The organism is Holdemanella hominis (genome assembly GCF_014306155.1).
In the GTDB taxonomy this organism is placed as follows: domain Bacteria; phylum Bacillota_I; class Bacilli_A; order Erysipelotrichales; family Erysipelotrichaceae; genus Holdemanella; species Holdemanella hominis.
The window spans coordinates 1-19,065 of the sequence record NZ_JACRWH010000041.1 but is presented as its reverse complement, the minus strand read 5'-3'; the positions used below and the strand labels follow the sequence as shown (position 1 = coordinate 19,065).

Below are 19,065 nucleotides of genomic sequence, written 5' to 3'. Positions count from 1 at the left end.
CATTGCATTTTACGAAAAATTAGGAATGAAAAAAGCAAATGATGTGATGGAATATAACCACATTGAATGGACACCTTTCACTGTAAAGTAATCAACGTAATGCAATAGATAAATCAGAAGTTGTCAAACTAAAATGTAAATGGAGGAATATATGAATAAAAAAAATTGGAATAGTTTTGCTCATACCTATTTTTCTAACAAATACATTACTCGGATGCGGAAAAATGAGATCTGAATATTAATTTAGAAAACATTGCTGTGTCAGAAACAAAAAATTGAACATATAGGAACTACAGGTGGGATAGACGGTGATTATTCGTATTCTTTTCAGATAATCAAATTGTTGAGTTTATAGATTTATAAAATCAAGTGGAGCTTGGTGGCAAAGTAGATGAAAACAAAGCATCATCAAATGGAGCTGTTTCTTAATTATACAATTTATTTTGCAATCGATGAAACCCTGACAATTATTCCGGGGGGGATATTTTAAAATTGGAGATACATTTTATGAGTTTGATAATTATGATGAATTGTGGGATAAATTTATAGTATTTAACAGTACAAAGTAAGCTACGAAAACTTTTAGGTTTATAAGACGAAAAGGTTATATATTTTTTACGGGAGTAATTTATTGTTATTAATGGAAAACAGCGTGCAACTGCAGGTTGACACATTTCCCTACATAGATGGTGGATATGCAACTGGTAATATTGCTAAAATTACTTCATAAAAGAAAGGAGTGTTGTCAAATGAACTTCGCAGATAGAATCTTATATTTAAGAAAATCTAAAGGAATATCGCAAGAGGAACTTGCAGATAAGGTTGGGGTTTCAAGGCAAGCTGTGTCCAAATGGGAAAGTGAGCAGAGCATGCCCGATGTGGAAAAAATAATTATAATGAGTGATTATTTTAATGTTACTACAGATTATATCTTAAAAGGTATTGAAATAGTCGAAAATAAAGAAGAAAAAAGTAAAGAAATTGTAGGAAAAGTGTTCTATATTGCATCTACAGCATTGATTGTAATTGGATTGTTATGTGCAATCGGTGAGTGGTATGAAAAGCAAACAATGTCTTCTATTTATGGATCAATGATTATTCAAGTGGTCGGTGTTTTTGAATATTTTCTTGCAAAAGTAATATCAAAAGAAAATTCATCTTTTTATGTGAAATGGTTAAATACAATTATAATTGCTTTTATACCAATATCTATGATTACGAGTTATATATCTGAGTTAATTTTTAAAGTAGGAGGAGGTATTTCACCTTATCCAATAGGAATATTTCATAGTTTTGTATTTTTGTTGGTCTATCTTATAGTTATAATGGTAAGCTATGCTTACCTAAAGAAGCAAAATAAATTTCTTATTTAAATTCAAGTTTGTCATTGTAGATAGTTTTGAAAGGAAGTTTAGATATGGATTCTAAAGTTGCAGAAAATATAAATATACTCGCAAAGTTTTTGGGAACAAGAGATATTGATGCGTTAAATCAAGAAGAATTATTTAAACGATATGGAATTCATCAGGTAGATGTTATGGTTTTATTTGGTGGAAGTATTCTTGAAGGTGGCGATGTTTTAGCTAGTGGAATTAAAAACTTCGTTGCGAAAAAATATATTATTGTTGGTGGAGCAGGACATACAACAGATACACTACGTCAGGTTGTTCATTTAGAATATCCGGATATTGAGACAACAGATTTATCAGAAGCAGAAATATTTCAAAAGTATATTAAACATGTATATGGATGTAAGGCGGACTATCTAGAAACCAAGTCTACAAATTGTGGGAATAATATAACGTATCTTTTGGATTTATTGAAAGAAAACAATATTTCTTTTAATAGTATCATTCTAAGTCAGGATGCTTCTATGCAAAGGCGTATGGCGGCAGGTTTAAAAAAATATATTAATGATAATGTGACAATCATCAATTATGCTACTTATTGTGCTAAAGTATTGAACCAGAATGATGAATTGGTTTATGAAGAAGATTTACATGGTATGTGGCCAATTAATAGATATGTCAACTTGTTGATGGGAGAAATTCCTAGACTTTCAGATGATGCGAATGGCTATGGTCCGAATGGAAAGAATTATATTGCGCATGTGGATATTCCCGAAAATGTGAAAATAGCTTTTGAAGAATTGAAGATGGTTTTTGGAAGTGAAATAAGAGCGGCCAATCCATTGTATGCTACAAATATGAATAAAAATAGTTAACAGTATTATTTGAAAAGTGGGTAAAGAAGCTAAGAATTCGTTTAGTCGAATTCTTTTTTTGTGTTTAGCACACAGGTGTTGACACTGCTAAAAAGGTGTTGTATAGTATTAGCAGGCAAAATATTAGAGTGCTAATGAAGGAGTGGTATTATGGCTAAGAAAAAACAGTTTAAAGCGGAGTCAAAACGTTTATTGGATTTGATGATCAATTCCATTTATACACACAAGGAAATCTTCTTACGTGAACTTGTATCGAATGCGAGTGATGCGATTGATAAATATTATTATGAAAGTCAAGGTCATGCGGATGCAAGTCAATTTGAGATTCGTATTGAACCAAATAAGGAAGCTCGTACTTTAACAATTTCGGACACTGGTATTGGTATGTCAAAGGAAGAATTAGAGGAAAACTTGGGTACAATTGCGAAGAGTGGTTCTTTGGCTTTTAAAGAGGAAATGAAGAAAAAAGAAGAAAACAACGATGAAGATGTAGATATCATTGGTCAATTTGGTGTTGGATTCTATTCTGCATTTATGGTCGCAAAAGATGTTCGTGTTATTACGAAAAAAGCAGGTAGTGATGAAGCTTATGAATGGGTAAGTGCTGGTGAAGATGGTTATGAAATCACACCTTGTACAAAGGAGACAAATGGTACAACAATCATTTTAACTTTAAAAGAAGATACAGATGAAGAAAAATATTCTCAATATTTAGAGACATATGAGTTAAAAGAATTGATTAAGAAATATTCAGACTATATTCGTTATCCAATCAAGATGAATGTAGAAACTCAGAAGATGAAAGAGGGTACTGAGGAAAGTGAAAAGCCTGAATATGAAACAGTGGTTGAAGATCAGACTTTAAACTCAATGGTTCCTTTATGGAAACGTCAAAAATCGAAGATTACAGATGAAGAATACAATCAATTCTACAAGGATCATTTCTATGATTATCAAGATCCTCAAAAAGTGATTCATTTTAGTGTTGAGGGAAATACTAGCTTTACAGCCTTACTTTATATTCCATCACACTTACCTCAAGGATTCTATTCACAAGACTATAAGAAAGGTCTTCAACTCTATTGTAGAGGCGTATTCATTATGGATCATGCCGAAGAATTATTGCCAGATTCATTGCGTTTTGTGAAAGGTCTAGTGGATTCTCAAGATTTATCTTTAAATATTTCTCGTGAAATGCTTCAACATGATCATCAATTAAAATTGATTGCGGGTCGTATTGAAAAGAAAGTATTGAATGAACTTGGAAATATGCTTGCCAAAGATCGTGAAGCATATGAAAAATTCTTTGAAGAATTTGGTGTAAACTTGAAGTTTGGTGTCTACAACAATTATGGTATGGATAAAGAAAAATTCCAAGATTTATTGTTGTTCTACTCTTCAAGAGAAAAGAAATATGTTACTTTAAGTGAATATGTTTCTCGTATGAAAGAGGATCAAAAAGACATTTACTTTGTATCTGGTAAAGATGTTGAATTGATTGACAAGATGCCAGTTGTTCAAACATTGAAGAATAAAGAATTTGAAGTTCTTTACTTAACAGATGAAGTGGATGAATTTGTAATGCAGACATTGATGAACTACAAAGAAAAGACGTTCAGAAATGCGGCTCAAGGAGATTTAGATTTAGATACTGAGGAAGAAAAGGAAGCTTTAAATAAATCAAAAGAAGAAAATAAAGATTTATTGACATTCATGAAAGAAGCTTTAGGCGATGAGGTTGCTGAAGTGAAATTGTCAAATAAATTAACAGAGGATCCAGTATGCTTAACGGCTGGCGAAGGTATTTCTTTTGAGATGGAAAAGGTTTTCGCAAATATGCCTAACCAAAGTCCAATGCCTATGAAGGCTACGCGTATTTTGGAAATCAATCCAAATCATCCAATCTTTGAAACATTGAAGACTTTATACGCTTCTGATAAAGATAAAGTTAAAGAAGTGACTGAAGTATTATATGATCAGGCTTGTTTAATTGAAGGCTTCGCAATCAAAGATCCAATCGCATATTCAAAGAAGATCTGTGAATTGTTAGTGAAATAATTCTAGGCACAAACTTTCGAGTTTGTGCTTTTTTTCATTCATGATACATTTAATTTAGGTGAAGATTATGAAGTATCAAGAATTAATGAAAGAAGTAGAAGGTGTTGGAAAACTAAAGTTAAGTGAGCAGGAAAACTTTTATCGTGATGTATTAAATGAAAGTTCAAATGATTTAGAAGTTGTAGTTGCGGCCACCTTTTATTTGGGTATGGCTTATTATTATTATTATGAAGGAAATTTTAATAAGGCAAAAGAGATTATTGAACCGATCATTTTGCAGTATCAAAGTATGCCATTTGTAAGAGAACTTATTTCTGCATTCAATTTAATGGGTGTCATGCTCTATTATGATGGGGCAAATGTTTCAAGTCGTTATTATTACGAAAAAGCTTTACAGATTGCGATGGAACATGAGGATGTTGGACATTATTGTTATGAGTATAATAATATTTCAATTACGTACGTAAAGCAGGAAAAGTATGAAGAGGCTTTAGATAGTATTTTAAAAGCCAAAGAATTCATGCCTTGTTGCGTTGAAGATATGGGTGCCTATGTCTATTTGAATTTAGCTTTGATTTACAATAGCCTAAATCAAGTGGATAAGGCTTTAGAAGCATTTAATATGGGTTTAGATGAGCATGATGGCAAACATATTATTTTAGAAGATTATTTGAATTGCGGTATTGAATTATTTAGTAAAGCCGATATGGATTTTGAATTTAATAGATGTGCTGATGAACTTGAAAAACGTATTGAGACTATGTATGCGGTAGAATATATAGATGCTTGTATTGCTTTATTTGATTATTATTTAGAGCAGAAGATGTTTGATCAAGTCAAAGCCATCTTACGATATATGGATTCATATATGGCTAAACATCCGGATGAGATTCGTTAAGGCTTGATGGTTGAATCTTCTCGATATAAATATGGCAAAGTTATTTGCGATTTGGATGTCATAATTTTGGCATTAGAGAAAAAGAATGCATATTATGAGAGGATTTTTGAGGAGGAACAAGTTCGTCGTTGTCATGATACAGAGCGTTATTTTGATATGAATAGAAAGCTTCAACTCGCCTTAGAAAATGAAACAAAAGCCAATCAAGTTAATATGCGTTTCTTGGCAAATATGAGCCATGATATTCGTACACCAATCAATGGGATTATAGGAATGCTTCAAGTGATTCAAAGATGTGGTGATGATAAACAACGCATCAAAGATGCCTATGATAAGATGTGGATATCAAGTACGCACTTGTTGTCTTTGGTAAATGATATTTTAGATATTCGAACATTACAAACGGATTCGGCTGTGTTGGAAAATAAATCGTTTGAATTAAGTCAATTATTAGGTAGGGTTCAAACTATTATTGATCTACAGGTATCGAATTATAAGATTGAATTGTTTATGAAGACTCAAATAGAACATGATCATTTGATGGGTAGTCCTACACATATTGAGAAGGTCTTGTTGAATCTTTTAAGTAATGCGATCAGATACAATAGACCAGGTGGTAAAGTGTATTTGTCTGTTAAAGAAAAAGCGGATTGTTTTGAATTTTTTGTAGAAGATACAGGAATTGGAATGAATGAAGAATTCATACAAAACAAATTGTTCAAACCTTTTGTTCAAAAAAATAAACGTATAGATGGTGCGGGTTTAGGGATGAGTATTGTGCAAGAGTTTGTAAAGAAGATGGATGGCACAATCAAGGTGGAAAGTAAAATTGATTAAGGTACTCAATTTATTGTTCAACTTCCTTTAGAGATTGATTTGAATCCTGTTGAGAATAAATCTTTAAAAAATCAAACAATGTCCATTGAAAATCTATCTATACTTGTCGTGGAAGATAATGAGATCAATATGGAAGTGATAGAGTTTATGCTTCAAAGTGAAGGGGCTATTGTGTATAAGGCTAAAAATGGTAAAGAGGCTGTAGAACAGTTTGATCAAATCAAGGATTTAGATTTGATTCTAATGGATCTTAGGATGCCTATTATGGATGGGTATGAGGCGACTATACAAATTCGAAAAAAAGATAAAAAGATTCCAATCCTTGCGATGAGTGCCAATGCGTATATGCAAGATATACAGAAATGTTACAAGGCGGTATGAATGGGCATATCAGTAAACCTTTATATTTAGAGGATCTAAAAGATCGAATTATTCAAATTATATAAAAAGCCAGGTTTTTCCTGGCTTTATTAAATGATGATACCATTGCAGTGATCAATTTCATGTTGAATGATTTGAGCAACAAAACCAGAATAGGATTGTTTACACTTTTTAAAAGATTCATCTTGGTATTCAACGGTGATATTTTCATAACGAGTTGTATTTCTTTCACCCTCTAGTGATAAACACCCTTCTTTGACTTTGTAAGGTCTAGATTTCTTTGTGATTTTTGGATTATACATCACAATTTGTGCAGGTCCAATCGCAAAGATAATAATATTTTTAGAAACACCAATCATATTGGCTGCCATGCCTACACATTGATTACTATAAGCTTGTAATGTATCTTTTAGATCTTGAGCCACTTGTGTATCCATTTTTGTAGCTGGAACGGATTTTATAGCTAAGAAAGCTTCATCTTTCATTATTGGTTTAATCATAACATACCTCTTTTCTTCAAAAATCATATTTGTTTTAGATGTTTTTTTCAAGTATAATTGGCATATGCTGAAAAATATAGTATTTGATTTAGGAAATGTATTGGTTAAATTTGATTCAAATGAATTGATTTATAGCTTCTTTAATGAAGGACAAGAGGAAGTGAAATCATTCTATTTTGATTCTTTATGGGATGAGTATGATCAAGGACTCTATTCAGTGGAAGAAATGATTGAAAAGGGAGTAAAACAATTTCCTGAGTTAGAGTTAAATATTAAAGAATTGATGTATCATTGGACAGAATTTGTGATTCCATTAAAAGATAATGTTGCGTATATCAAAGATTTAAAACGATTCGGATACAAAGTATATATTCTTTCAAATATTCCAGAAGATGACACAAAGTATTTGAGAAGTTGTGGTGTGTTTGATAATATAGATGGCGGTGTTTTTTCTTATGAATATAAGAAAATTAAACCGGATCCAGAAATATTTCATATATTATTAAAAAAATATGATCTTAAGGCATCTGAATGCTTATTTTTAGATGATCGAAAAGATAATGTAGTTGCAGCAAGTAATTTGGGATTTGAAACAATTGAAGTTAAAGATTCAAGTAAGGTTATTGACTTAATAAAGGAGAAAATTAGTGAAGTGTAAAGTAGAAAAAATATGCGGTGGATGTTCACTTTTAAAACTGAAGCCGAGTATGCAGGCAGATAAAAAGAAAAAAGATGTGGAAGAATTGGTTGAAAAAGCACATTTAAAGGTTCGTGTTGGCGATGTGCATATGGCAAAGAATGATACACATTATCGTAATAAAGTAATTGTTGGTTTTGCGAAAGATAAAGGAAAAGTATATTCAGGTTTATATGCGCCTCATTCGCATCGTGTTGTGAAGACTGAAAATTGTATAATGCAGCCAAAACTTGTCAATGAAATTATCAACAAGATTACAGAACTTGTTGGTTCTATGAAATTAGAATTATATAACGAAAGAACAGGGACTGGTTTATTGCGTCATGTATTGATTCGTTGGGGACATAAGACAGATGAAGTGATGGTTGTATTTGTGACAAGTCAGAAAATTTTTCCTTCAAGAAAAAATATGGTTCGTGTATTAACGAGTGAATTTCCACAAATTAAAACAATTGTACAAAATATCAATCCAAGAAAGACAAGTATTGTTTTGCAGGATGAAGCTATTGTTTTATATGGAAATGGTATGATTCATGATGAGTTATGTGGCTTAGACATTGCGTTTTCACACAATTCGTTCTATCAGATTCATTCTGAACAATGTGAAGTATTGTATGGCTTAGCTAAGAAAATGTTAGATTTAAAGGAAACAGATACAGTACTAGATACATATTGTGGTGTTGGTACAATTGGTTTAACGATGACAGATTCTTGTAAGAAAGTCATGGGTGTAGAAGTGAATCCAGATGCGATTGAAAACGCAAAATACAATGCGAAACAAAATAAAATCAAAAATATTGAATTTGTTGCGATGGATTCAACAGAATTTATGCGCCAGGCAAGAAAATATCACAATCATTATGATGCGATCATTTTAGATCCGCCTCGTGCTGGTACGACAAAAGATTTTATTGAGTGTGCAACCGCTTTAAATCCAAGAAAAATTTTATATATTTCTTGTGATCCAAGAACACAGGTTCGTGATTTAAACCAATTTAGAAAACAAGGTTATGTCACAAATAAATTAGAATTAGTGGATTTATTCCCTTATACAGATCATATTGAAAGTGTTTGCGTATTAGAAAAGAAACAATTCAACCTAAAGCCTACAAAAAAAGCGCAAAGACAAGCTCAATTTAGATCAAGTAAAATGAGTAAGAAAAAACGTTAGGAAGCAAGTATGCTTCCTTTTGTGCATATGGGTATGTTTAAATTGTTTGGAATGCTATAATCTGTTTAACAGAATGGAGAATATATATGTTAGAAATTGGAATTCAAGCACCTGATTTTGAATTGCCTGATCAAGATGGTGTGATACACAAATTGAGTGATTATAAAGGTAAAAAAGTTATCTTATATTTTTATCCAAAGGATAATACGGCGGGTTGCACCAAGCAGGCTTGTGGTTTTTCTGAAAGATATCCACAATTCTTAGAAAAAGGAGCTGTCATTTTAGGGGTAAGTAAAGATACGGTGGCTTCACACAAGAAGTTTCAAGAAAAGTATAGCCTTGCCTTTACATTGTTGGCAGATCCAGAAAGAAAAGTGATTGAAGCTTATGATGTGTGGAAAGAAAAGAAGAATTATGGAAAGGTATCTATGGGTGTGGTTCGTACAACGTACTTAATAGATGAATCTGGAATTATTGTTCGTGCTAATGATAAAGTAAAAGCGGCCAATGATGCTGAAAATATGTTGGAAGTAGTTTAGACACTGCTTCCTTTTTGCATTTGTATTAAGAGATTATGAGGTATAAAATTTCATTTGGGTGATACTATGTGGATTTTATATGCGACAGGCTCTGCCTTTTTTGCGGGCATTACTTCCATACTCGCAAAATGTGGGATTTCAAAAACAGATTCTGATGTGGCAACCGCCATACGTACCATTGTGGTTTTAGTTTTTTCGTGGATTCTTGTTCTTTTAACTGGAACTATATCCGGTATTACGGATATCAGTGGGAAAACTTTGTTGTTTCTAGTTTTGTCTGGAATCGCAACAGGAGCTAGCTGGCTATGTTATTTTAAGGCTTTACAAAATGGGAATGTGAATAAGGTGGTTCCGATTGATAAATCCAGTACAATCTTAACGATTCTATTGGCTTGTATTTTCTTTCATGAAGGATTGTCTTTAGCTAAAATTGGCTGTGTATGCATGATCGGTGTAGGTACAATGTTGATGATTACTCGAAAAGAGGATGTTGAATCTAATTCTTCAGATAAAAGCTGGTTGATGTATGCGATTTTGTCAGCTGTATTTGCGAGTCTTACATCTATTTTAGGTAAGATTGGTATTTCTGGAATTGATTCTAATTTAGGTACGGCCATTCGTACAAGTGTTGTCTTAGTTATGGCCTGGCTAATGGTCTTTGTGAAAAATAAGCAGTCCCAAATAAAAGACGTCGATCGAAAAGAACTCTTGTTTATCATCTTATCTGGTTTTGCAACAGGAGGATCTTGGCTATGTTTCTATCGTGCTTTACAGGATGGACTTGCAAGCATCGTTGTGCCAATTGATAAATTGAGTATACTTGTAACAATTGGTTTTTCTCGTGTTGTATTTCATGAAAAGCTATCAAGGAAGGCATTACTAGGTTTAATTTTGATTACAGTGGGTACTGTAACTATAACGATGATATAGGAGATTTTATGTGTAGATATAAGAAGATTGATTTAGAAAATTGGTGTCGTAAAGAGCATTATTTGTATTATACAAACAGTTTAAATGTTGAAGTGAATATGACGGCCAATATTGATGTGAGTGAGTTATTAAGTTTTTGTCATACAAATGGATATAAATTTTATCCAACGTTGATTTATTGTGTGACTAAAGTGTTAAATCGAATTGAGAACTTTAAAATGTTTAAAGATAAAAATGGAGATTTATGTGTGTGGGATTCTTTAGTTCCAAATTATACGATTTTCCATGAAGAAGATCATACATTTTCGGATTGTTGGACGGATTTTACAGACGATTTTGGTTCTTTCTACAAGAATATTACTTCTGATATGGAATTAGGTAAAACCAAAAGAGGCATTAAGGTAAAATCGGGCCAACCTGCAAACTTTTATTGTGTATCATGTACACCATGGACTACATTTACTGCGGTTTCAAGTCGTATGGTCAATGGGGGTGCTGCCTTCTTTCCAATCATCACTGCTGGAAAATATGATGATAATTATCAAATGCCTGTAAATATCACAATTGCGCATGCCGTAGCGGATGGGTATCATATTGGCTTGTTTTTTGAATATCTACAAAAAGAAATTAGTAAGGAATATTTAAATTCAAACCTTGAATAAAGGCCTTGGATGGGGTGCTCTATTTACTTTTTGGGCAAAGTGTTATAAAATTTTTAGTGTAGGTATAAATTGAAAAGGAGATATAAAAATGAATCAATCACCACTTCAAAAAGCTAGATACCAATACAGTCCAAAATTGCCTGGAATGTTAAGAAATGGTATTTCAGAAATCTGTGTTAAGGAAGGAAATGCAACTCAAAGTGTTGCAGACCAAGAAAAAATCGCGGCTTTATTCCCTAACACTTACGGAGAAAAAGAAATTACATTCGAAAAAGGAGAAAATACTTCTGCAGCTAAAAAACAAGTTGTAGGTGTAATCTTATCTGGTGGACAAGCACCTGGTGGACACAATGTTATTTGTGGTCTATACGATGCATTAAAAGCTACTAGTAAAGAAAACGTTCTTTACGGATTTAAAAATGGTCCTATTGGATTATTAGAAGACAACTATGTTGAATTCGACGATGCTTATATCGATGCATACAGAAATACGGGTGGATTTGATATTATCGGATCTGGACGTACAAAATTAGAAACTGAAGAACAATTCGCAGTTGCTGCAAAAGTTTGTGAAAAACACGGAATCACTGCTATCGTAATTATCGGTGGTGATGACTCAAATACAAACGCTGCTGTATTAGCTGAATATTTTGCTGCTCACAATACAGGTGTTCAAGTTATCGGTTGTCCAAAAACTATCGATGGTGACTTGAAAAACGAAGACATCGAATGTTCATTTGGATTCGATACTGCAACTAAAACATATAGTGAATTAATCGGAAACATCGAACGTGATGCAAACTCTGCTAAAAAATATTGGCACTTTGTAAAAGTTATGGGACGTAGTGCAAGTCACGTAGCTTTGGAATGTGCTTTAGAAACTCAACCAAACATTTGCTTAATTTCAGAAGAAGTTGCTGCTAAAAAACAATCTTTATCTGAAATCGCTGACTATATTGCAGATGCAGTTGAAAAACGTTCTGCAAATGGGAACAACTTCGGTGTTGCAATTATCCCTGAAGGTGTAGTTGAATTTGTTCCAGAATTTAAAGCATTGATTGCTGAAATTAACGAATTATTAGCTGGAAACAAAACAGAAGAATTTAATGCATTAGGTAGCTGGGAAGAAAAATATGCATTCATTGAAAAAGGTTTAACTGCTGAATCAATGGCTGTATTCGCAATCTTACCTCAAACTATTCAACAACAATTATTCTTAGAAAGAGATCCACACGGAAACGTACAGGTATCTTTAATTGAGTCAGAAAAATTGTTCTCAGCTTTAGTTGCTGACAAATTAGCTGAAAGAGGATATACAGGTAAATTTAATGCATTACACCACTTCTTCGGATACGAAGGACGTTGTGCATTCCCATCAAACTTTGATGCTGACTATTGCTACTCATTAGGATACAACGCATTCATGTTGATTCAATACGGATATAATGGATATTTATCAAAAGTATCTAACTTATCTAAACCAGCTGAAGAATGGGTTGCTGGTGGTATGCCAATCACTAAGATGATGAATATCGAACGTCGTAATGGCGAAGATAAACCAGTTATCAAAAAAGCATTGGTTGAATTAGATGGAAAACCATTCAAATATTTCGAAGCAAACCGTGATACATGGGCTGTTGAAACTGCATATACTTATCCAGGAGCAATCCAATATTATGGACCAACTGAAGTATGTGATTTAACAACTCGTACATTAGCTTTAGAAAAAGGTGAATAATAAATAAAAGAATGCTTCGGCATTCTTTTTTCTTAAAGGGGAGTGAAATTTAATGAAGTATATGATCGCAAGTGACATCCATGGTTCAAGTTATTATTGTCAAAAACTAATGGATGCTTACAAATACGAAAAACCAGATCGATTGATCTTATTGGGGGATATTTTATATCATGGACCTAGAAATGATTTACCAAAAGATTATGCACCTAAAAAAGTGATTGAGATGTTGAATTCCATATCAGACTCGATTTTATGTGTTCGTGGAAATTGTGATTGTGAAGTTGACCAAATGGTATTGAATTTTCCATGTTTAGCAGATTATTCTGCGTTGGATATAAACGGGCTTTTTATCTATTGTACACATGGACATTTAGAACCTGTTAAATTAAAAATGGGGGATATATTACTAAGTGGACATACACATATTCCTGCAATTGAAGATCGAGATGGTATTATTTATATGAATCCAGGCTCAGTTTCGATTCCAAAAGAAAACAGCCCTCATAGCTATATGATACTAGAGGACTGTGTATTTACTTGGAAAGATTTAGAAACGCTTAGCCAATACCGTTATAAAGAATTCCCAAAATCAAAATAATGATGGCAAGAAATACATAAACATATTTACCTAAGAATTTAAAAGTCGGTCCAACTGGCTTTTTTCTTCCTTTGTCTAATTCTTGTTTTAAAGCATTCCATCCTAAAACATAGTAAATAGTTATGGCTCCAAGTAGTGCTGCAAAAGGAATAATATAGATTGTGACAACATCCATCCATTTACCTACAATATCTCCATTTTCAATACATACCGATATGGCGAATGTGATAATGCCACAAAGTAAAACAGCTTTTTTTCTAGAAATGCGAAAGCGGTGTTGCCAAGACTCACACACAGCTTCAAGCATGTTGATTAAACTTGTGATTCCGGCGAAAGCTACTGAAATAAAGAAGAATAGAGCAAAGAGATTGCCGAGTGGCATTTGTTTAAATACTTCAGGAAGGGTTAAAAACATTAAACTAGGGCCACTAACGGGATCGATGCCAAAAGAAAATACGGCAGGCATAATGGCTAATGCCGCTAGCATCGCAGCAATTGTATCAAATATAGCCGTCTGCATACTTGCCTTTGGAATATCTACATCATCCTTTAAATATGCTCCATATACAATCATTCCAGAACCAGTAATGGATAAGGAGAAAAAAGCTTGTCCCATGGCCATGATCCATGTTTCTTTGTTGAGTAAATATTCCCATTTAGGAACAAACAAAAATTTATAACCTTCGATAGCACCGTCAAATAAGCTGACACGAATGGCAAGGAATATAAATAAAATAAAGAAGGCTGGCATTAATATTTTGTTGACTTTTTCAATGGCATTTGTGGCACTTGTGAATAACAATAAACAAGTCACAAACAAGACCAAAAAGTGACATGGCACATTCGAAAAGGATTGTGTCATATTCGTAAAGAAAGCTGGAATATCATTTGTGAGTAGTTCGTTTGTGAGTACGCCTTGAATGCTGCGAAATACCCATCCTAAAATGACACTATATCCAATCGCAATCCCAAGAGATCCAAGTAGTGGAAGCCATCCAATATATTTACCAAATTTATTCTTCCAACAATATGTATAAGCACCTAACGTTCCGGTTTTTGCCATTCTTCCTAGCGCAAATTCAGCCGATAAACCAACAAGACCAAATAAGGCGATAAAAATTAAATATGGAATCAGAAAGGCAGCTCCTCCATATTGTCCTAAACGATATGGAAACATCCATATGTTTCCCATTCCTACGGCAGAACCTACACAGGCAAGCACAAATCCTACCGTACTTTTAAAATTTCCGTTTTTATTCATTTGTAGTACCTCTATGTTTCTTAGTATATCACAAAAATGATATAATATTTAAACAGGTGATGAGTATGTTTGTAGAAGAAAGACAAAATTTAATTTTAGAAGATTTACAAGAGAATGGTAAAGTTTTGGTAAAAGATTTAAGTACACGTTTTGGTGTAACACCCGATTTAATTCGTAAAGATTTAGCTTTTTTAGAATCGAAAGGTAAATGTAAAAAGATTTATGGTGGAGCGATTTTGAATCGTTTAAATGTTCATTTAGAGGATGCCAATTCTAGAAAGAGTGTGAATAGTAAGGAGAAACAAAAAATAGCGCAAATGGCTTATGATTTGATTGAACCAAATATGACAGTCTTTTTGGATATTTCGACTACGAATATTGAATTAGCTAAATTATTAGTGTTAAGACCTATTTCAGGTATTACAGTCGTTACGAATATGTTGGATGTAATTCAGATTCTTTCTACAAGTCAAATTCATTCTATTTTTATTGGTGGCGAATTTGATTATGCAAGAAATGGTTTTGTGGGTAATATGTGCGATGAATTTCTTCAACGATTTCATTTTGATTTAGCTTTTTTAGGTGTGGTTGGTATAGATTTAGAGTCCAAAAGTGTTATGACCTATATGCCGAATGATGGTCAAACAAAGCGTATTGTTTTAAAACAATCGAAAAAGGCCTATATGTTGGCGGATTCGGATAAATTTTATCAAATGGGAAATTATGAGTATGCCAAAGTGGATGCGTTTTATGGAATTCTACAAACAATAAAAAATAATAAAAAGTAATAAAGAACTATTGATTTTGATCGTAGTTCTTTTTATAATCTAATTGTAGATGGAGGACTTACTATGCTAAATCGTATTTCTATTCTGAAAGATAAAATGTTGTCTCAACCTCGCTTTGTAAGTATTGAGCAAGCTTTGATTATTACACGAACATATCAAGAAAATGAAGATAAATCGATTCCTTATAAGCGTGCACTTTCTTTGTATAACGCGTTAAATGAAATTGAAATTGGTATGGAACCTGAAGAGTTGATTGTGGGAAATCGAACAAAAGGTGTTCGTTATGGTGTTGTATTTCCAGAAAGTGGAATTTCTTGGGTGGATCGTGAATTTGAAACGATTCCAACACGTCCTCAAGATAAGTTTAATGTTCGTCCTGAAGACATTGAGACTTTTCGTAAAGTGATTGTTCCATATTGGAAAGGTAAAAGTTTAGAGGATGTTATTAAGAATCGTTTTGGCAATGAAATTAGTGCAATTTCTAAAGTAGTAAAAGTTAATCAAACCGATCATGCTCAGGGGCATATTTGTCCAAATGTAAAGGAATGGTTAGAACTTGGTCCACAAGGCTATATTGATTTAGCCAGAAATCATTTAAAAACATGTTCTGAATCAAAAAAAGAATTCTATGAATGTGTTATTTTAGTGATGCAAGGTGTACAGAAGTTTATGCTTCGCTATCATGAATTAGCTTTGGAAATGAATAAAAAAGATATCGCAAAGATTTGTGAAAATCTAGCTTATAAATCAGCTGCAACATTCCATGAAGCATTGCAGTCATTATGGTTTTTATTTGTAGTGCTACACATGGAAAGTAATGCATCTAGTTTTTCTCCGGGTCGTTTAGATGAAACTTTATATTCTTACTATAAACAAGATATAGATTCAGGTATGTTAAAAGAAAGTGAAGCTTTAGAATTGATTGAATGTTTATGGTTGAAATTCAATGAGATTGTATATCTAAGAAATGCGCATAGTGCTAAATATTTTGCAGGTTTTCCAATTGGATTCAATATTTGTGTTGGTGGACAAGATCAAAATGGAAACGATTTTAGTAATGAATTGAGTCATTTGTTTTTAAATGCACAAGAAGATATTGGTCTTCCACAACCCAACTTATCTGTTCGACTTCATGAACATACGAATGATGAACTGTTAAAACATGCGATTCGAGTTGTTTCAAAAGGAAGTGGAATGCCACAATTTTTCAATGATAAGGCAATTATTAAAGCGATGGAAGATTTAGGTATATCACATTTTGATGCCATGGATTATGCGGTTGTCGGTTGTGTGGAACTTACAACACAAGGCAATAATTTAGGTTGGTCGGATTCGGGCATGTTTAATATGAATAAGGTGTTAGAACTTACTTTGAATCATGGTCATTGTTTGTTGACGGGAAAACAAATGGGGCCTGATTATGGGGCTTTAAGTACATATACTTCGTTTTCTGATTTAGAATCTGCCTTTGAAAAAATGATGGATTATTTTATCGATAAAATGATTCCATGTTTAGAAGAAGTGGAAAAAGCACATATTGATATTTTACCAACAGCCTTCTTATCAAGTGTCATTGATGATTGCATGGAAAAAGGCATGGATGTAACGCGTGGTGGTGCGCATTATAATTTGTCGGGTATTCAAATGATTCAAGTGGCAAACCTTGCAGATAGTTTGGCGGCTTTGAAAAAGCTTGTATATGATGAAAAGAAAATTGATGCAGCTGGTTTAGAAAAAGCTTTGAAAGAAAATTTTTCAAACAATGAAGTCATGCGCCAGATGTTACTAAATCGTGCACCTAAGTATGGAAATGATGTGGAATGGGTGGATGAGCTGGGTGCAAAATGGGCATTGAATTTTAGAAATAAATTAAGAAAATATACAAACTATCGTAATGGAGAATATCATACAGGAATGTATACGGTGAGTGCCCATGTTCCTATGGGAGAAAATGTAGGGGCTAGTTGTGATGGAAGGCTTGCCCATACGCCTTTGGCAGATGGTGGATTATCGGCTGTGTATGGTCGAGATTTAAAGGGTCCTACAGCAGTCTTAAAATCGGTATCGCATTTAGATAATTCTTGTACAACAAATGGTGGCTTATTAAATATGAAGTTTTTACCAGAATTCTTTAAGACGGAATCGGGTATTGATAAGTTTGCGAATTTTATGCGTACATTTGTTGACTTAGAGATTCCACATATTCAGTTTAATGTGGTTCGTAAAGAAGATTTATTAAATGCCAAAGCGAATCCGGATCAATATCGCTCTTTGACGGTTCGTGTTGCTGGTTATACAGCATATTTTACAGAGCTTGCTGGAGAGTTGCAGGATGAAATTATCGCAAGGACAAGCTATGACAACATCTAAAGGGTATATATTTGATATAAAGCGTTTTGCGACACACGATGGAAAAGGAATTCGTACGACGATGTTTTTTAAGGGGTGCCCACTTCGCTGTAAGTGGTGTCAAAATCCAGAAGGATTGTCTTATTTACCACAAGTCTTGTATATGGAATCCAAGTGTATGCATTGTCTTAGTTGTGTATATGCATCAAAACAGGGTGGAGTTAGATATGTAGATCATAAAATTTGTATTTCAAGAAACGCAAAAGAAGATTGGGATGCGATTTGTGATGTATGTCCTACTTTAGCTTTGAGTATGGATGCCAAAGAGTATACGGTAGAGGAATGTGTTCAGGAAATTTTAAAGGATGAAATATTCTTTAAAAGAGAAGGTGGAGTTACTTTCTCAGGGGGAGAACCCTTTTTACAAAGTGATTTTTTGATTGATTTATTAAAGGCTTGTAAGGAAAAAGGAATTCATACGGCTATTGAAACGAGTCTATATACGGATTTAGAGAATGTAAAACGAGCTTTACCTTACTTGGATCAGATTTATTGTGATTGTAAATTATATGATGAAAATTTGCATAAACAATATACGGGTGTTTCAAATGAAAAAGTATTAAAGAATATTGCGTATTTACTTCAGAGTAATAAAAAAGAACACGTGATCGTACGTACGCCTTTAATTCCGACAATGACTGCTTCTTTTGAGAATATTTCTTCTATATCAAGATTTTTGGTTTCTTGTTATGAAGATGTTCATTATGAAATCTTGAATTATAATCCTCTGGCCCAATCTAAATATGCGTATTTAGATATGGAGTATTGTTTTAAAGAAAATCCAAAAATGTATTCTAGTGAAAAGATGCAAGAGTTCTATGATTGTGCAAAACAAAATGGTATAAAGAATCTAGTTATCGATTAAGGAGCGTGGGCTCCTTTTTAAATTAAATTATATTTTTTTATATATGAAAGTAGCCCGAAATTTTCTTTCTTTGAGAAAAGTAAATGAAATGTGTTGTCGTATAATTGTAAACGTTGAGACGATTCGTGTAGGATTTAATATCGATTATCCATTTATTTATAGTATTTTATGTATTTCAAGTCAGCATTATATGACTTGTGTGTAAACAATGTGTTAATGATTTATTTAAATAAATTCACAAATTTTTAAAAAAAATAAAAAAACATTTGACGAAGTGAAAAGTATTTGGTAATATAGATGAGCACTGCTGAGGTGCAGATGATCTTTGAAAACTGAACAGGAAATAAAAATACAAACTAAAACGTCAATTTCGAAACAAACAAACAAATGAAAGAAAGATGTCAGAGACATCTAAGAGCTAAATCAAATGGAGAGTTTGATCCTGGCTCAGGATGAACGCTGGCGGCATGCCTAATACATGCAAGTCGAACGAGAGGAAGGAAAGCTTG

Annotated in this window: 18 protein-coding genes and 1 rRNA gene; 17 read left to right on the top strand and 2 right to left on the bottom strand. The window is 33.1% G+C overall.

The genetic code is table 11. From position 1 onward, the window contains the following. The first annotated feature begins 749 nt into the window (after positions 1-749). The 6 genes from H8911_RS09080 to H8911_RS09055 all read left to right on the top strand — a co-directional run bounded on the left by H8911_RS09080 (position 750) and on the right by H8911_RS09055 (position 6,398). Positions 750-1,373, top strand: a complete 624-nt coding sequence (locus H8911_RS09080) for a helix-turn-helix domain-containing protein (protein ID WP_186999427.1) — start codon at positions 750-752, stop codon at positions 1,371-1,373. Between the two features lie 44 nt (positions 1,374-1,417). Further along, positions 1,418-2,224: an ElyC/SanA/YdcF family protein gene (locus tag H8911_RS09075; protein WP_186999426.1), complete on the top strand. Its 807-nt coding sequence runs from the start codon at positions 1,418-1,420 to the stop codon at positions 2,222-2,224. 150 nt (positions 2,225-2,374) lie between these two features. Beyond that, positions 2,375-4,282, top strand: a complete 1,908-nt coding sequence (gene htpG, locus H8911_RS09070) for a molecular chaperone HtpG (protein WP_186999425.1) — start codon at positions 2,375-2,377, stop codon at positions 4,280-4,282. Positions 4,283-4,349: 67 nt separating this feature from the next. Continuing rightward, positions 4,350-5,180, top strand: a complete 831-nt coding sequence (locus H8911_RS09065; RefSeq protein WP_186999424.1) for a tetratricopeptide repeat protein — start codon at positions 4,350-4,352, stop codon at positions 5,178-5,180. A 66-nt stretch (positions 5,181-5,246) separates the two neighbouring features. Next, complete coding sequence (locus H8911_RS09060; RefSeq protein WP_186999423.1) at positions 5,247-6,017, top strand: sensor histidine kinase; 771 nt, start codon at positions 5,247-5,249, stop codon at positions 6,015-6,017. Positions 6,018-6,056: 39 nt separating this feature from the next. Next, positions 6,057-6,398, top strand: coding sequence for a response regulator (locus H8911_RS09055; protein WP_222621006.1), 342 nt, complete (start codon positions 6,057-6,059; stop codon positions 6,396-6,398). 89 nt (positions 6,399-6,487) lie between these two features. On the opposite strand, the gene H8911_RS09050 is transcribed toward H8911_RS09055, so the two are convergent. Continuing rightward, complete coding sequence (locus tag H8911_RS09050; protein WP_186999422.1) at positions 6,488-6,898, bottom strand: peptide deformylase; 411 nt, start codon at positions 6,896-6,898, stop codon at positions 6,488-6,490. Positions 6,899-6,962: 64 nt separating this feature from the next. On the opposite strand from H8911_RS09050, the gene H8911_RS09045 reads away from it, so the two are divergent. The 7 genes from H8911_RS09045 to yfcE all read left to right on the top strand — a co-directional run bounded on the left by H8911_RS09045 (position 6,963) and on the right by yfcE (position 13,233). Further along, positions 6,963-7,556 (top strand): HAD family hydrolase, encoded by a 594-nt coding sequence (locus H8911_RS09045; RefSeq protein ID WP_186999421.1) that lies wholly within the window; start codon positions 6,963-6,965, stop codon positions 7,554-7,556. Beyond that, entirely contained in the window at positions 7,546-8,766 is a 1,221-nt protein-coding gene (gene rlmD / locus H8911_RS09040; protein ID WP_186999420.1) for a 23S rRNA (uracil(1939)-C(5))-methyltransferase RlmD, read from the top strand. The genes H8911_RS09045 and rlmD overlap by 11 nt, the downstream gene beginning before the upstream one ends. An 86-nt stretch (positions 8,767-8,852) precedes the next feature. After that, on the top strand, positions 8,853-9,305 hold the full coding sequence (bcp, locus tag H8911_RS09035; protein WP_186999419.1) for a thioredoxin-dependent thiol peroxidase: 453 nt from the start codon (positions 8,853-8,855) through the stop codon (positions 9,303-9,305). Between the two features lie 66 nt (positions 9,306-9,371). Beyond that, the gene (locus H8911_RS09030; RefSeq protein WP_186999418.1) at positions 9,372-10,235 is read left to right on the top strand and encodes an EamA family transporter; all 864 of its coding nucleotides are present in this window, start codon (positions 9,372-9,374) and stop codon (positions 10,233-10,235) included. An 8-nt stretch (positions 10,236-10,243) separates the two neighbouring features. After that, on the top strand, positions 10,244-10,897 hold the full coding sequence (locus H8911_RS09025) for a CatA-like O-acetyltransferase (protein ID WP_186999417.1): 654 nt from the start codon (positions 10,244-10,246) through the stop codon (positions 10,895-10,897). Positions 10,898-10,985: 88 nt separating this feature from the next. Further along, complete coding sequence (locus H8911_RS09020) at positions 10,986-12,635, top strand: diphosphate--fructose-6-phosphate 1-phosphotransferase (protein WP_117926498.1); 1,650 nt, start codon at positions 10,986-10,988, stop codon at positions 12,633-12,635. Between the two features lie 52 nt (positions 12,636-12,687). Beyond that, on the top strand, positions 12,688-13,233 hold the full coding sequence (gene yfcE, locus H8911_RS09015; protein ID WP_186999416.1) for a phosphodiesterase: 546 nt from the start codon (positions 12,688-12,690) through the stop codon (positions 13,231-13,233). On the opposite strand, the gene H8911_RS09010 is transcribed toward yfcE, so the two are convergent. Then, complete coding sequence (locus tag H8911_RS09010; RefSeq protein ID WP_186999415.1) at positions 13,193-14,494, bottom strand: sodium-dependent transporter; 1,302 nt, start codon at positions 14,492-14,494, stop codon at positions 13,193-13,195. The genes yfcE and H8911_RS09010 overlap by 41 nt on opposite strands. Positions 14,495-14,559: 65 nt before the next feature. Here H8911_RS09010 and H8911_RS09005 point away from each other — a divergent pair, with 65 nt between their 5' ends. The 4 genes from H8911_RS09005 to H8911_RS08990 form a co-directional block, all read left to right on the top strand. Further along, positions 14,560-15,282, top strand: a complete 723-nt coding sequence (locus H8911_RS09005; protein WP_199593306.1) for a DeoR/GlpR family DNA-binding transcription regulator — start codon at positions 14,560-14,562, stop codon at positions 15,280-15,282. Positions 15,283-15,345: 63 nt separating this feature from the next. Further along, entirely contained in the window at positions 15,346-17,652 is a 2,307-nt protein-coding gene (locus H8911_RS09000; protein WP_186999414.1) for a glycyl radical protein, read from the top strand. After that, a complete protein-coding gene (locus H8911_RS08995; protein ID WP_186999413.1) occupies positions 17,615-18,556 on the top strand; it encodes a glycyl-radical enzyme activating protein in 942 nt (313 codons plus the stop codon). Before H8911_RS09000 ends, H8911_RS08995 begins: the two co-directional genes overlap by 38 nt. Positions 18,557-18,980: 424 nt before the next feature. Next, a 16S ribosomal RNA gene (locus tag H8911_RS08990) occupies positions 18,981-19,065 on the top strand; the annotation flags it as partial.

Coding starts and splice junctions, on each gene's coding strand:
- H8911_RS09050 (WP_186999422.1), bottom strand. CDS start 6,898: ATGATTAAACCAATAATGAAAGATGAAGCTTTCTTAGCTATAAAATCC.
- H8911_RS09000 (WP_186999414.1), top strand. CDS start 15,346: ATGCTAAATCGTATTTCTATTCTGAAAGATAAAATGTTGTCTCAACCT.
- H8911_RS09010 (WP_186999415.1), bottom strand. CDS start 14,494: ATGAATAAAAACGGAAATTTTAAAAGTACGGTAGGATTTGTGCTTGCC.
- H8911_RS09025 (WP_186999417.1), top strand. CDS start 10,244: ATGTGTAGATATAAGAAGATTGATTTAGAAAATTGGTGTCGTAAAGAG.
- H8911_RS09075 (WP_186999426.1), top strand. CDS start 1,418: ATGGATTCTAAAGTTGCAGAAAATATAAATATACTCGCAAAGTTTTTG.
- H8911_RS09030 (WP_186999418.1), top strand. CDS start 9,372: ATGTGGATTTTATATGCGACAGGCTCTGCCTTTTTTGCGGGCATTACT.
- htpG (WP_186999425.1), top strand. CDS start 2,375: ATGGCTAAGAAAAAACAGTTTAAAGCGGAGTCAAAACGTTTATTGGAT.
- H8911_RS09065 (WP_186999424.1), top strand. CDS start 4,350: ATGAAGTATCAAGAATTAATGAAAGAAGTAGAAGGTGTTGGAAAACTA.
- H8911_RS09005 (WP_199593306.1), top strand. CDS start 14,560: ATGTTTGTAGAAGAAAGACAAAATTTAATTTTAGAAGATTTACAAGAG.
- yfcE (WP_186999416.1), top strand. CDS start 12,688: ATGAAGTATATGATCGCAAGTGACATCCATGGTTCAAGTTATTATTGT.
- H8911_RS09020 (WP_117926498.1), top strand. CDS start 10,986: ATGAATCAATCACCACTTCAAAAAGCTAGATACCAATACAGTCCAAAA.
- H8911_RS08995 (WP_186999413.1), top strand. CDS start 17,615: ATGAAATTATCGCAAGGACAAGCTATGACAACATCTAAAGGGTATATA.
- H8911_RS09080 (WP_186999427.1), top strand. CDS start 750: ATGAACTTCGCAGATAGAATCTTATATTTAAGAAAATCTAAAGGAATA.
- bcp (WP_186999419.1), top strand. CDS start 8,853: ATGTTAGAAATTGGAATTCAAGCACCTGATTTTGAATTGCCTGATCAA.
- H8911_RS09045 (WP_186999421.1), top strand. CDS start 6,963: ATGCTGAAAAATATAGTATTTGATTTAGGAAATGTATTGGTTAAATTT.